Source organism: Polaribacter butkevichii (genome assembly GCF_038024105.1).
GTDB lineage: Bacteria > Bacteroidota > Bacteroidia > Flavobacteriales > Flavobacteriaceae > Polaribacter > Polaribacter butkevichii.
In genome coordinates, this window is the sequence record NZ_CP150661.1 from 2,497,080 (window position 1) to 2,510,079 (window position 13,000).

A 13,000-nucleotide genomic window follows, 5' to 3' on the forward strand; every position below is an offset into this window, starting at 1 on the left:
CCTATGAAAACTATAAAAATAATTTTAACGCTCTGTATTGCATTATTTTATTTACAATGTGCCAGTTCTCATTTAGAAAAACAACCACCTTTTTCTATTTTATCTAGTACTTATTACAGTGCTTTAAGCAACACAACTAAAGATACGTTTTCTGAAATTCATATTAAATATACATCAAAAAATAATATCAATTTTGATAGTCTATATTTCAGAAAAAATAAAATAAAGCTTAAAATTAAAGATATAAAAGGAAATAAATACGCATATGCCACATTTAAAAAAAATAATCTTTTAAAAGATTTTACGCTAGATGCTAATCCCATTAAAGAATTAGAAAACCCAATTCCTATATCAGAACAGTTTCCATTTAATTTAAAAGAAAATGAAGCTGTGATTAGTTATCAACATAAAGGAAAAACAAATTATTATAAAATTAAAAACGTAGAAAAAACAGATACAAATATTCATTAAAAAGACACATTTAGACAACCTATTATTATTTTGGCACGTATTTTGAAATCAGTTAAGCGTAACCAATAAATAGAAGCTTATGAAATCGATAAAACTACTTTTAACAATTATCATTACAGGAACACTTTTATCTTCTTGTTCTACAGTTTATCAAGATTCATTTGACGACGGTTATCAAAATCAAGTTTCATTAGAACGAGTAATTTCTAATTATGATTTATGGTATGTAGATTATAACCAAACTACAGGAAATGGAGATATTCCTTATGTTTCTAGAGCATTTACATTGTCTTTTATAAATGGTGTTTTATATGCAAATAACAATATTACCGATATTGGCAGAACAGGAGATGGTTTTGGTATTGATGTTGGGACGTACAATACTTTCAATGGAATATTAAAAACCAACCATGATATAGATGGTATTAGCGATTTTGAAGTTACAGTGCTTTCTAATAATGAAATTAAATTATACAATTACAGACAAAACGTTGATTACTATTTAATTGGATATCAGGTAAATGAATTTGATTACGATAAATTGTTTTACGAAAACATAGAATACTTTTTACAAGAATATATTGGTTGGGAAAAAGTATCGACTAAAGGTGGTGTACCAAATGCTTTTGATGATGAAAATTATTTAGCTTTTACACCAGAAAATATAACAACTTTTTATAGTTCTCAAGATTCTTTTGGCACACAAATTGATAATATCAATTGGGATTATGTAGGTGGGTATGAAATATTTGACGTGACAGGTTATGACGATCTAAAGATTTTAACATTAAATTATGATGGAGGAGATATTGAAGAATTTGAGTTGACCGTTATTAATGATGGAAGAATAGAGTTATATAACGTAAATTCTGAAACCACATATAATTTTTTAGGAAGAGGATTTGTACAATACCTAAAAGGTGAAAATTCTAAAAAAGATTTAAAAGAAGTTGTAAGGAATGAAAATAGAAAACGTACTAAGGTAATAAGAAAACAAAAGAATAGAAGAAATTTAAAATAAAGTTTGGTTAGTTGATTTTTGATTGGTTAGTTACCAATTGAAAGATAAACCGTCCTGAGGAGGACGGTTTTTTCTTTGTTAATAATTTGATGAAAAAATAATACTTAAAATACTGACAACCAACAGATGTTTTCATAATTTTATAACCATATTTAACGTTCTTACAGCGTTTAAACAATCGTCATAAAAAATAATGAAACAAACAGCATTTATAACCGGAGCAACTTCTGGAATAGGAAAAGCAACAGCAGAAATTTTTGCAAAAAATAATATTCGTTTAATTCTTTGCGGAAGAAGAACAGATAGATTAACAAAGCTTAAAGAAGAATTAAGCAAACTTACCGAGGTAACCACTTTACAGTTTGATGTTTCCGATAGAACATCTGTAGAGACTGCCATAAATTCATTACCAGAAAATTTTAAGAAAATTGATATTTTAATAAACAATGCAGGAAATGCACATGGTTTATCTAGCATACAAGATGGATCTATTGATGATTGGGATGCAATGATAGATATTAACGTAAAAGGTCTTTTATACGTTTCTAAAGCTATCATTCCACAAATGACGGATAGAAACAACGGTTTTATTGTTAATATAGGCTCTATTGCAGGAAAAGATGTGTATCCTAACGGAAATGTATATTGTGCTTCTAAACATGCCGTAAATGCCTTAAATAAGGCGATGAGAATAGATTTAAACAAACATAACATTCGTGTGTCTGCAATTCATCCTGGGGCAGTAGAAACAGAATTTTCTGAAGTTCGTTTTAAAGGAGACACCGAAAAAGCAAAATCTGTGTATGCTGGTTATAAAGCTTTGCAAGCTGATGATATTGCCGATATTATTTACTTTGTTATATCTAGACCTTACCATGTTAATATTGAAGATTTAGTGGTATACCCAACAGCACAGGCAACACCTACAATTTTGAATAGAAATTAAAAATGATAAACAAACGCTTACTTATTAAAAACTTACTTTCTCATAATGATGAGAATAGTTTTTACGATAAAAAGCAAAAGTTATCTTTAAATTCTAAAGAAGGTAAAGCAAAGTTTTTAAAACATATTTGTGCACTTTCTAACTCCAATCCAGAAAACAACTCTTACTTGGTAATTGGTATCGAGGACGAAGAAAACAAGATTATTGGTGTCGATTTTTTTGATGATAGCAAAATTCAGAATTTGGTAAACGCGTATTTAAAAAACCCACCAAAAATAGAATATGAAAATGTTCCTTTTCCGAGGCTACCGCGTCATAAAGTAATTGGTTTGGTTACTATTTATCCGAATAATAAAATTACATCTCTTTTAAAAAATACTTGGAAATATAGAAAAGGAAACACGTTTTACAGACGAGGAAGTAACTCAATACCTTCATCTGGCAATTTTGAATTACGAAACACCAATAAGGAAATTGTTGAAGCAATAGAAAAAAATGCACGTAACAATATAGAACTAACGTTAGACGGTGTTTTTGATTTCATCAACAATCACAAACCAGCATACAACCCACAATACAAGGTTTTTAATGAGCAATTTGTGTTGTGTTGGGCAGGAGAAAAGAAAATTATAAATGGGGAAGAATTCTTTTCTAGAGTAGATATTGAATTAATTAATGAACAAGTAAAACTATTTTTTTCTGCTTTAGATGATGTACAAATTAGTTATAATAATCAATCTTTTATTATTACTGAATACATTTATTTAGGTTTAGAAAAGCAAGAAAAACTGTATCCTTTAGAGAAAACAATTATCAATTTTAAAGAAAACGGAAAACACGTTATTGTAAAAGAATTTTTATTTGTTCCTCCTAAGTTAGATGTTGGTATTATGCTACACATTTATAAAAACAACAAAGCTATTATACAAAAAATTGAGAAAGAAATTCCGCTTTCTGATATAGAAAACGAAGCTGTTTTACGCTTACCTACAAACTACCTTATTTGCTTTCTTCATGGTTTTATAGATGCTGCAGATCAACTAAAAAAAGCAAAAACTTATATCAGAAACTTAGAAGATAAAACCACTTATATAAAATACAAAGAGGCCATGCGTGTTATTAGAAAAGTACAGTATAATTAGAATTCTTCTAATTATTTAAACAAAATAACATTAGTTAATGCAAAGGTCTTTTTTTAATCATCCCTCCTTTTATATCCTTTATACTATTCATAATGATAAAAGCATTTGATTCTATTTTTTCTATTTCTGTATTTAGTTTATTTACCTCTAAACGTGTAATTACGGTGTAAATAATGTCCATTTCTTTACTAACACCATGTTTAGCGTAACCACCTTCTCCTTTATAAATAGTAACAGCTCTACCTAGCTTTTCTACAATCATTTCTCTTATTCTATTACTTTGTGATGAAATAATAGTAACGCCAATGTATTCTTCGATTCCTTCAATTATAAAATCTAAGGTTTTTGAGGCTGCCATATAGGTTATCATAGAATAAAGAGCCACTTCTATAGAAAGTAAATAGGCTGCAAAAGAGAAAATGAAAACATTAATTAATATAATGATATCGCCAATGGTTGCACCAAACTTTCTACTTAGGTAAATGGCTAAGACCTCTGTACCATCAATTACTGCACCCCCTCTAATTGCAAGTCCTATTCCTGCTCCAAGAAAAAAACCACCAAAAATTGCAACCAATAAATCATCATCTGTAACATTAGGAAAAGGAACAATTGCCACACAAAGAGCTAGCCCAGTAATTGCCAAAGCTGTTTTTATAGCAAATTGTTTTCCCATAATTTTATATCCTAAAAACACAAAGGGAACATTAATACCAATAATGAGAATATAAAGCGGAATTCCGGTAACGGCAGCTATTAATAAAGAAATACCCGTAGCACCACCATCAATAAAATCGTTTGTTAGCAAAAAGCCTTTAAAACCAAAAGAGGCAGAAAAAATACCAATTACTATAAGTACTACATTTTTAAAATTCCGTTTAAAGGTTACCAAAAGTTCTCTATATCTTTTGGCTAATTTATATTCAGAAGGGCTTCCTTTTGGATATTTTTTTTTGTCTTTAAACTTTAACGTGGTTTTAATAATAATGTTTGCTAAAAATGCTTTCATTTATTTCTAAGTTTTTTCCGGTTATAGGGGAAATGATAATAAGATAAATCTATCAGGACTTAGACGAAATTAATGGTTTTTTTAACAATAGCAAGCATTAAACAAACCCCAATTTAGAAAATGATTTATTTAAAATAGCTACATCATCTACTTGTAGCCATTTGTCTAAAATAGTTGCGTAAATTTCTCTAAAATCTATCTCATATGTAAGGTTTCCATTTTTATCTAAGTTTCCTAAATCTGGCAAATCATTATACAAACCTTGTTTCTTTAAGTTTTTTCCCATTACAAAAACATTATTTGCGGTACCATGATCGGTCCCTTTAGATTCGTTTTGTTTTACGCGTCTACCAAATTCAGAAAAAGTAAGAATCAAGACATCATCAAAAGCATTATTTTTTTGCAAATCATTAATAAACACCTCCATACTTTCTGCATATATTTTTAGCAATCTTTCTTGTGTGCCTGCTTGGTTTGCATGTGTATCAAACCCACTTAAACCTGCATAATAAACCTGTGTTTCTAAACCAGAATTTATAAATTGAGATATGGTTTTTAGTTGTTTTCCAAAAATATTTTTTGGGTATTCTGCAAATGTGTTTTTGGTATTACTTTGCTCGTAAATATGTTTTGCAGATGATTTTGCATCAATCATGGTATTGTACAAATACCCCAAGTTGTGCTCACTTAAATGTGCATCTTTATAATTAGCAACCACGTTATTAAAAAATGGTGCACGCATAGAATTATAAAACATTTTTGGATCTGTAATTGCCAATCCATTTTGGGTTTTTCCTTTTAACATTAAAGACAAACTTTCATCAACTTCAATTGCACTATAAGGATTTCCTTTGGTGTAATCTAAATAACGACCTACCCAACCATTTTGCAAATACTCATTACTATCACTAGCGGTTTGCCAAATGTCTGTAGCTCTAAAATGTGATAAATTAGGGTTTGGATACCCAACATTGTTTATGATGCTTACAAAGCCTTTATTGTACAAATCCTGCAAAGGTTGTAGACTTTTATGCAATCCAACTTCATCAGAAATTTTAAATAAATCGTTTTGTTTTATGGCGATGTTACTTCTTTGTTGATAATAAATATCGTTGTTAAAAGGCACAACCGTATTTAAACCATCATTCCCTCCTTTTAACTGAATAATGACTACTTTCTTATTGCTAAAAGATTTCATAGAATTGTTCTCGAAAGCCTTTAAAAACTGAGGCACAAAAAACATCCCCGAAGCAAAAGTTGTCTGTTTTAAAAAATCTCTACGTTTCATGTGGTCGTTTTTATTTTTTTTTGATGGTCACATGTTGCTTTCCAAAATTAAATAGAAAAATCATCATGTATTTGTTAGTAGAAAGGTTCATGTGTTTTTATTTAGCAAAGTTGATATTCTGGCAAACTCATTAATTGTACAACAAAATCGTGTTTAGAAAGTTGCTGATTTCTTTCTAACATTTCTTCTGTTCCTTTATTTATTTTTGAAGTAATTATTTGATGCACCAACTCTTTATTAGAATTGTTTTTATAGTTTTCTTCAAAAGAATTCCAATCTGCACTTACTTTTATAAAAGCCTTTCTACGAAGTTTTCTTTTCTTAAAATTGGTAATCATAGTTTCTTCATCACCAATTTCAGAATAGGCAATTTCAGCATTATTTAGCAGTACAGAGGGCAAACGTAAACGTGTAACAATGGTATTGCTATCAATCCAATTTCTACCTGTTTTCCATCCGGAAACATTTGGCGGACTCATTAATATTTGACCTAATAATCTTTGAACCAGAATAATTTGTCTCGTTTTCTCTATTTTATAAGGCACAACGGTATTAATGCCTACCAAAAATTCTATGGGCGATTTTATTTTTGTTCCAATATTTTCATCCTCATAAAACCATTTAGAAAGCAATACAAAACGCATTAATTTTTCGATGTTGTAATCTTTATAAAAAACAGCAACCATTTCATCAATATGTTTTTTATTGATATTTTCATTTACAAAATAAGTGTAAATTTTTTCTGAAATAAACCTTGCACATTGTTCCTTTTGTAGAATAATGTCTATAATATCATCCCCATTAAAATTACCCGATTTACCAAAAAAAGTTTTTTCTTTATTGTCGTGCTGTTTTTCTTTAAAAGTAAATTGCCCCCTAAAATTATGATTATACCCTGTAAAAGACCTTGCAGACTCTTTTATATCTTGTTCTGTATACTGATCTTGCCCCAAAGTAAATAGCTCCATTAATTCGCGAGCAAAATTCTCATTCGGACTCTTTTTTTTATTTTGTTTGTTGTTTAAATATGCCAACATTGCTGGTTCTTTAGAAACAATTTTTGTAAAATCTCTAAAATTACCCAAAGCATTTTTACGCAATGCATTATTGTAACTCTCTACAAATAAGATGTTTTTACTCTCACACACAAAATGATTTGCCCAAAACAAGGTCATTTTTTCACGTAAAATTTCAGAAGGATTATTTAATCTTTGAAACCAAGCTGTAGACAATTCTAAAACTTTTTTTCTACTAATTTTTTGAAGCTCTTTCTTCTGCTCTTTATCTTTAAAATCTTTATACGTTTTACCTTTTAGAAAAGAAATATCAACCTTTAAAACTGTTGTTTTATTAGAGGCAGTAAATAACTCGTTTACCACATTTTTCTTACTTTTTTTAGATAAACGTGCAAGTTCTTTTGGTGTAATACCAAAACCAATTCTATTATATAAGTGTTGTATATGTGCTGATTTCATGACCTTTAGACTTAATAACTTAAAGATAGTTTAATTTATCAATAAAAAACCCAACTCTTACGAATTGGGTTTTTATATAGAATGATTAAAATGTATCTCTTATAAATCGAATTTTATGCCTTGAGCCAAAGGTAACTCATCAGAATAATTTACGGTATTTGTTTGTCTACGCATGTATACTTTCCATGCATCAGAACCAGATTCTCTACCTCCACCCGTTTCTTTTTCACCACCAAAAGCTCCTCCAATTTCTGCACCAGAAGTACCAATATTTACGTTTGCAATTCCACAATCTGAACCCGAATACGATAAAAACTTCTCTGCTTCTTTTAGTTCATTGGTCATAATTGCAGATGACAATCCTTGGGCAACCCCGTTTTGTTGATCAATTGCATTTTCTACTTCTCCACTATATTTCATTAGATATAAAATAGGCGCAAAAGTTTCATGTTGTACAATTTCAAAATGATTTTCGGCTTCTATAATTGCTGGTTTAACGTAGCAACCGCTTTCGTACCCTTTACCTTCTAAAACACCACCTTCAACTAAAATAGTACCACCTTCGGCTTTTGCTTTTTCTATAGCAGCTAAATACGTATTTACAGCATCTTTGTCTATTAACGGACCAACATGATTGTTTTCATCTAAAGGATTCCCTATTTTAATTTGTTTGTAAGCGCCAACAATTGCATCTCTTACTTTATCATACACAGATTCGTGAATAATTAATCTTCTGGTTGATGTGCAACGTTGTCCGCAAGTACCAACAGCGCCAAAAACAGCACCAGGAACCACCACTTTTAAATCCGCCGTAGGCGTAATAATAATGGCATTATTTCCGCCTAATTCTAATAAGAATTTTCCAAAACGTTGTGCAACGGTTGCGCCAACAATTCGTCCCATTTTGGTAGATCCTGTAGCAGAAATTAATGGAATTCTTGTGTCGGTAGTCATCATCTCTCCTACTTTGTAATCTCCATTGATAATGCAAGAAATTCCTTCTGGTAAATTATTTTCTTTTAAAATTTCAGTAATTATATTTTGGCAAGCAACGGTACATAAAGGTGCTTTTTCCGAACCTTTCCAAACGCAAACATCACCGCAAATCCACGCTAAAGCGGTGTTCCAAGCCCAAACAGCCACAGGAAAATTAAAGGCAGATATTATACCAACAACGCCTATTGGGTGCCATTGTTCTCTCATTACATGCCCTGGTCTTTCAGACGGAATTGTTTGTCCGTTTAATTGACGAGATAAACCTACAGCAAAATCACAGATGTCTATCATCTCTTGCACCTCACCTAAACCTTCTTGGTAACTTTTTCCCATTTCGTAAGAAACTAATTTACCAAGTGCTGCCTTCTTTTCTCTTAATTTATTACCAAACTGACGAATAATTTCTCCTCTTTGTGGCGCAGGAATATTTCTAAATGATAGAAATGCTTTTGTGGCAGCTTCCATCACTTTTTCATAATCTTCTTTTGTAGTTGTTTTTACTTTTCCAATTAACTTTCCATCAACAGGAGAGTAACTTTCTATCAATTCGCCACTAGAAAAATTATGAGATCCTGTAGAAGTCCCATTATTGATAGCTTTTAAACCTAATTCTTGTAAAGCTTCTTGTATTCCAAAGTCTGTCATTTTGCTATTCCGTTTTTGTTGTTTACATTCGAATGACCAATTTACGAATAATTTTAATTAATTGTAAATTAAACAAAAACAATAAATTTTGTTTAATTATAAACACTTAGCTATGAAAAATGCCTTTTTTATCATCTTGTTAGTATTAATTTCTGTAGGATGCAAACAAGAAACAGTACCATCATCCGAAGAAAAAAATACAACGAAACAACAACATGAATTTGCAATTATAATTCATGGTGGTGCAGGAACAATTTTAAAAAAGAATTTATCTGATGAAAAAGAAGCTGCTTACAAAGCAAAACTAGAAGAAGCTGTAAAAGTAGGTCATACTATTTTAAAAAACGGAGGAACAAGCCAAGAAGCAGTCATGAAAACAATACAAATAATGGAAGAATCTCCTTTATTTAACGCTGGTAAAGGAGCTGTTTTTACACATGAAGAAACTAACGAATTGGATGCCTCTTTTATGGATGGAAAAACTTTAAATGCGGGTGCTGTTGCTGGTGTAACGAATGTAAAAAGCCCTATTGAATTGGCTATAAAAGTAATGACCGATTCTGACCATGTGATGCTTTCTGGTAAAGGAGCTTCTATTTTTGCAAAAGAAAAAGGCTTAGAAATTGTAGACCCAAGTTATTTTTACACAGAAAAACGTTTTCAATCGCTGCAAAGAATAAAAAATAAAACAAAAACCGAATTAGATCATAACGATAAAAAAGCCGCTTTTTATGATGCTGATATTAAAAATGCAAAATTTGGAACAGTAGGTTGTGTTGCATTAGATAAAAATGGAAATATTGCTGCAGGTACTTCTACAGGAGGCATGACAAATAAACGTTGGGGAAGAATTGGAGACGCGCCAATTATTGGTGCAGGAACTTATGCAAATAATAAAACCTGCGGAGTATCATCTACCGGTTGGGGAGAATATTTTATAAGAGGTATGGTTGCGTATGATATTTCTGCTCAAATGGAATATCAAAATAAATCTTTAAAAGAAGCTACTACAGATGTTATTAAAAACAAACTAACAAAACTTGGAGGAACGGGTGGTGTTATTGCTTTAGATAAGAATGGAAATATGTCTTTTGAATTTAATACAGCAGGAATGTATAGAGCTTCTATGAATGATAAAGATGAATTGGTTGTTAAAATTTACAAAGAATAAGCCAACCATTTTTCTGGAATAGGCTCTAAATCTAATTCTATTTTTTTAGATTTTACAAGTTTTTTATAACCTAATCTAGATACAACAGGCACCGATAAATTAATATTATTCTTTTTATTAATAATTTCTAAAACCTCTTGCATAGATCTTTTTGTACATAAAACTAAACTATTCATCATAGCATTAGATTCTTTTTCTAAATCGTAAAAATCTACAAAATACGATGGTTTATTATCTTTATAAACAACCCATTGCGTTGCTTTTTTTTCTAATGTTTCTATAACTTCTTTCGTTCCGCTTAACGTTCTATATGTAGTTGCTAAAAATGTCATATCCTATCTAATTATTAATTTAAGAGCTTCAAATTAACCAATTCATAAAACAAACGCTTAAACCTTGATAAATATACAAAAAACTCAGTGAGTAAAATTAATTAATTAAAAGTTTCTACTTGTTTTTTTTCGATTAATGAACAATAAAACTCGTTAAACGCACCTATTTAAAGACACTCCTTAAAATTTATATTTAATACCAGAATATACCCCTAAATTAAAAGGAGAAAAACCATTAACATCTTCACTAAAAGTATGCAATTGCGCTTTAAACATTGGGGTTAAATTTAAAGACCACTTTTTATTTAAAGAATAATTAAGATCGAAACCTAAGTTTCCACTAAAATTAATGTTATTTAAATTTTTAGATTTACCTGATGTAGAGATAATGGAAGTGGTAAAGTTTACAGTATTTTTATTTAAAAACAAAGAACTAAACCCCACAACCACCTGTGTATTAAATTTTTTAGTGTTTAAAAAATTATATTTTAACTCTAAAGGAATTTCTATGTAGCCATAATTTTGACTTAAATCTCCATTTAAACTGGTTTTATTTAATGCAGAGTTACTTATAAAATCTGAACTTTGTGAAACCTCTTCCTCGTTAAAAGAAAAAGAATCTCCATTATTAAATACAACTGGTAACGAACTTTTTGAAATTGAAGGAACGGCAGTTACTTGATTGTTTTTAAAACCCATTTCTTGTAAATGAACACCAGATTGAATGCTCCACCTTTCAGTAATTTGATATCCTATTTTAAAGCCATAAGAAAAAGAACTTTTACCTTTTGTAGAGTTAGATAAGTGCTCGTTTATAGGCGAACCGCTTGAAAAAGAATTAGATTTTAACACCGCAAAAACAGGTGCAATAGACCATTTCTTTTTTAACGATTTTGTAGAAAAAACGCTGTCCTTTTTTTCTATAAATTTATTTAAATCAACTTTATTTTTAAGGGATTCTTTATCTATTTGCGTAACTTTTTTTTCAATACCTGTATTCTTATTTTCGGCAATCACTACATTGTTTTCATCCAGAATAATCTGCTTATTCTTTACAGAACCTTCTGTTATCTTTGTAAATTTATCAGCTAAAAAATTCTTTTTCATAGCGTTTTTTGTGCTAACTAAATTGTTTTTATTCTCGGTATTTTTACTAGTGTTTCTTTTAGGTTTTATTGAGCTAGCATTTAATTTTTTATCAACAACAAACATTTCTTCTTTCCTTGTTTCGTTTTTAATTACAGCATCTACTTTAAAGTTATCTATTATCTCTAATTCCTTTTTTGGGCTTTCTGTAATTATAATTTTAGAATCCGTTTTAATAGCATCTGTTTTATCATCAGAAAAAGGAAATAAAAACAATCCTAAAAGCAACATTGCAGCAATGCCACTTGCAAACCACCAAAAAGGTACTACGCGCCTCTTCTTCTTTTTAAGTTTAGACTCAATATTGTTCCATACTCTTTTATTTGGAGTTGCCTCCAAATTATTAAGTTGTTCTTGAAACAATTTATCTAAATTATTCTGATTCATTTATGAGTATTTTCTGTTGTTTATTTTGATAAATTTCTAACTGATCTCTCAAGATTTTTCTTGCTCTAGACAAGTTAGATTTTGAGGTTCCAACAGAAATTTGCAACATTTCTGCAATCTCTTTATGAGAATAATTATCTAAAACATATAAGTTAAATATTAATCGATACTTATCTGGAAGTTGCTGAATACACCTCAACAAAACATCAATACTAAAATTATATGTTTCTAAACTAAGTTCTTCTTCTTCTTCTACCTCTTCAGAAACTTCTTTTACAAATTGTAAAGGAGATTTCTTTCGGTACTTTTGTAAAACAGTATGTATGGTAATTCTTTTTAACCACCCCTCAAAAGAACCTTTATTTTTATATTGTTCTATTTTGCTAAAAATAGTCATAAAACTATCTTGTAAATTATCTTCTGCATCTTGATAATTTCTTGAATATTTTAAACAAACAGCAAAGAGTTTATCAGAAAAAATCTGATAAACCTTTGCTTGCGCTGCTATATTTTGCTTGCAGCATTCCTTTATGAGTTCTTCTTGTTTGATGGGTCTAATTTACAGGAACTATTACTTCCTCAAAAATATTTTCACCATCACTATCTTTTCCTTTAAAAAATTTAAACACATAGTCTTCTTCTTGTGTTGCTTTTACGGCAATCTTTTTTTCTTCTTGTACAATAGCTTCTGTACAGATGTCGTCTAATTTTACAGCCGCAATAATTGCAATAGTTCTTGTAGAATCTTTTGGTTGGTAATAAATTTGATCAAAAGTAAAACAGCTATTTGGTAAAGAATACTTTACTGTAATTGTATCTATTTGACCGAGAGTAAAACTTGCAGGCGTTATGGCAGAATCTATTGGCACATACTCAAAAGTGTAATTTGGCGAATCATTGTCGCTATTTAAACAAGAATAAAATACAAGTAATCCAAATAAAAGTAAGGCAGTTTTTTTCATTTTTTTTGT

At 29.9% G+C, this 13,000-nt stretch carries 13 protein-coding genes; 5 read left to right on the forward strand and 8 right to left on the reverse strand.

Going from position 1 to position 13,000, the window contains the following annotated elements:
- The first annotated feature begins 3 nt into the window (after positions 1–3).
- The 4 genes from WG951_RS10630 to WG951_RS10645 all read left to right on the forward strand — a co-directional run bounded on the left by WG951_RS10630 (position 4) and on the right by WG951_RS10645 (position 3,580).
- Complete coding sequence (locus WG951_RS10630) at positions 4–471, forward strand: hypothetical protein (protein WP_146105296.1); 468 nt, start codon at positions 4–6, stop codon at positions 469–471.
- A 79-nt stretch (positions 472–550) separates the two neighbouring features.
- A complete protein-coding gene (locus tag WG951_RS10635; protein WP_105049826.1) occupies positions 551–1,492 on the forward strand; it encodes a hypothetical protein in 942 nt (313 codons plus the stop codon).
- Positions 1,493–1,685: 193 nt separating this feature from the next.
- Positions 1,686–2,438, forward strand: a complete 753-nt coding sequence (locus tag WG951_RS10640; RefSeq protein WP_105049825.1) for an SDR family NAD(P)-dependent oxidoreductase — start codon at positions 1,686–1,688, stop codon at positions 2,436–2,438.
- A 2-nt stretch (positions 2,439–2,440) separates the two neighbouring features.
- Entirely contained in the window at positions 2,441–3,580 is a 1,140-nt protein-coding gene (locus WG951_RS10645; protein WP_105049824.1) for an ATP-binding protein, read from the forward strand.
- Positions 3,581–3,614: 34 nt separating this feature from the next.
- On the opposite strand, the gene WG951_RS10650 is transcribed toward WG951_RS10645, so the two are convergent.
- From WG951_RS10650 to WG951_RS10665, 4 genes are all read right to left on the reverse strand, one after another.
- On the reverse strand, positions 3,615–4,589 hold the full coding sequence (locus WG951_RS10650; RefSeq protein WP_105049823.1) for a YitT family protein: 975 nt from the start codon (positions 4,587–4,589) through the stop codon (positions 3,615–3,617).
- Between the two features lie 97 nt (positions 4,590–4,686).
- Positions 4,687–5,877, reverse strand: a complete 1,191-nt coding sequence (locus WG951_RS10655) for a DUF1501 domain-containing protein (protein WP_105049822.1) — start codon at positions 5,875–5,877, stop codon at positions 4,687–4,689.
- Positions 5,878–5,978: 101 nt separating this feature from the next.
- Complete coding sequence (locus WG951_RS10660; protein WP_105049821.1) at positions 5,979–7,352, reverse strand: DUF1800 domain-containing protein; 1,374 nt, start codon at positions 7,350–7,352, stop codon at positions 5,979–5,981.
- 99 nt (positions 7,353–7,451) lie between these two features.
- Positions 7,452–8,993, reverse strand: a complete 1,542-nt coding sequence (locus WG951_RS10665) for an aldehyde dehydrogenase family protein (protein ID WP_105049820.1) — start codon at positions 8,991–8,993, stop codon at positions 7,452–7,454.
- A 112-nt stretch (positions 8,994–9,105) separates the two neighbouring features.
- On the opposite strand from WG951_RS10665, the gene WG951_RS10670 reads away from it, so the two are divergent.
- Positions 9,106–10,164, forward strand: a complete 1,059-nt coding sequence (locus WG951_RS10670; RefSeq protein WP_105049819.1) for an isoaspartyl peptidase/L-asparaginase family protein — start codon at positions 9,106–9,108, stop codon at positions 10,162–10,164.
- Here WG951_RS10670 and WG951_RS10675 read toward each other — a convergent pair.
- The 4 genes from WG951_RS10675 to WG951_RS10690 all read right to left on the reverse strand — a co-directional run bounded on the left by WG951_RS10675 (position 10,152) and on the right by WG951_RS10690 (position 12,991).
- Positions 10,152–10,496: a hypothetical protein gene (locus WG951_RS10675; RefSeq protein WP_105049818.1), complete on the reverse strand. Its 345-nt coding sequence runs from the start codon at positions 10,494–10,496 to the stop codon at positions 10,152–10,154. The genes WG951_RS10670 and WG951_RS10675 overlap by 13 nt on opposite strands.
- A gap of 180 nt (positions 10,497–10,676) precedes the next feature.
- Complete coding sequence (locus WG951_RS10680) at positions 10,677–12,029, reverse strand: outer membrane beta-barrel protein (protein ID WP_105049817.1); 1,353 nt, start codon at positions 12,027–12,029, stop codon at positions 10,677–10,679.
- Complete coding sequence (locus tag WG951_RS10685) at positions 12,016–12,588, reverse strand: RNA polymerase sigma factor (protein ID WP_340916171.1); 573 nt, start codon at positions 12,586–12,588, stop codon at positions 12,016–12,018. The genes WG951_RS10680 and WG951_RS10685 overlap by 14 nt, the downstream gene beginning before the upstream one ends.
- Positions 12,584–12,991 (reverse strand): hypothetical protein, encoded by a 408-nt coding sequence (locus tag WG951_RS10690; protein ID WP_105049815.1) that lies wholly within the window; start codon positions 12,989–12,991, stop codon positions 12,584–12,586. The genes WG951_RS10685 and WG951_RS10690 overlap by 5 nt, the downstream gene beginning before the upstream one ends.
- Positions 12,992–13,000: the final 9 nt, after the last annotated feature.

What these genes read in the sequence shown, in the direction of transcription:
- WG951_RS10630 (WP_146105296.1), top strand. Translation starts at nt 4, where the DNA reads ATGAAAACTATAAAAATAATTTTAACGCTCTGTATTGCATTATTTTAT.
- WG951_RS10675 (WP_105049818.1), bottom strand. Translation starts at nt 10,496, where the DNA reads ATGACATTTTTAGCAACTACATATAGAACGTTAAGCGGAACGAAAGAA.
- WG951_RS10670 (WP_105049819.1), top strand. Translation starts at nt 9,106, where the DNA reads ATGAAAAATGCCTTTTTTATCATCTTGTTAGTATTAATTTCTGTAGGA.
- WG951_RS10655 (WP_105049822.1), bottom strand. Translation starts at nt 5,877, where the DNA reads ATGAAACGTAGAGATTTTTTAAAACAGACAACTTTTGCTTCGGGGATG.
- WG951_RS10650 (WP_105049823.1), bottom strand. Translation starts at nt 4,589, where the DNA reads ATGAAAGCATTTTTAGCAAACATTATTATTAAAACCACGTTAAAGTTT.
- WG951_RS10635 (WP_105049826.1), top strand. Translation starts at nt 551, where the DNA reads ATGAAATCGATAAAACTACTTTTAACAATTATCATTACAGGAACACTT.
- WG951_RS10640 (WP_105049825.1), top strand. Translation starts at nt 1,686, where the DNA reads ATGAAACAAACAGCATTTATAACCGGAGCAACTTCTGGAATAGGAAAA.
- WG951_RS10660 (WP_105049821.1), bottom strand. Translation starts at nt 7,352, where the DNA reads ATGAAATCAGCACATATACAACACTTATATAATAGAATTGGTTTTGGT.
- WG951_RS10645 (WP_105049824.1), top strand. Translation starts at nt 2,441, where the DNA reads ATGATAAACAAACGCTTACTTATTAAAAACTTACTTTCTCATAATGAT.
- WG951_RS10680 (WP_105049817.1), bottom strand. Translation starts at nt 12,029, where the DNA reads ATGAATCAGAATAATTTAGATAAATTGTTTCAAGAACAACTTAATAAT.
- WG951_RS10665 (WP_105049820.1), bottom strand. Translation starts at nt 8,993, where the DNA reads ATGACAGACTTTGGAATACAAGAAGCTTTACAAGAATTAGGTTTAAAA.
- WG951_RS10690 (WP_105049815.1), bottom strand. Translation starts at nt 12,991, where the DNA reads ATGAAAAAAACTGCCTTACTTTTATTTGGATTACTTGTATTTTATTCT.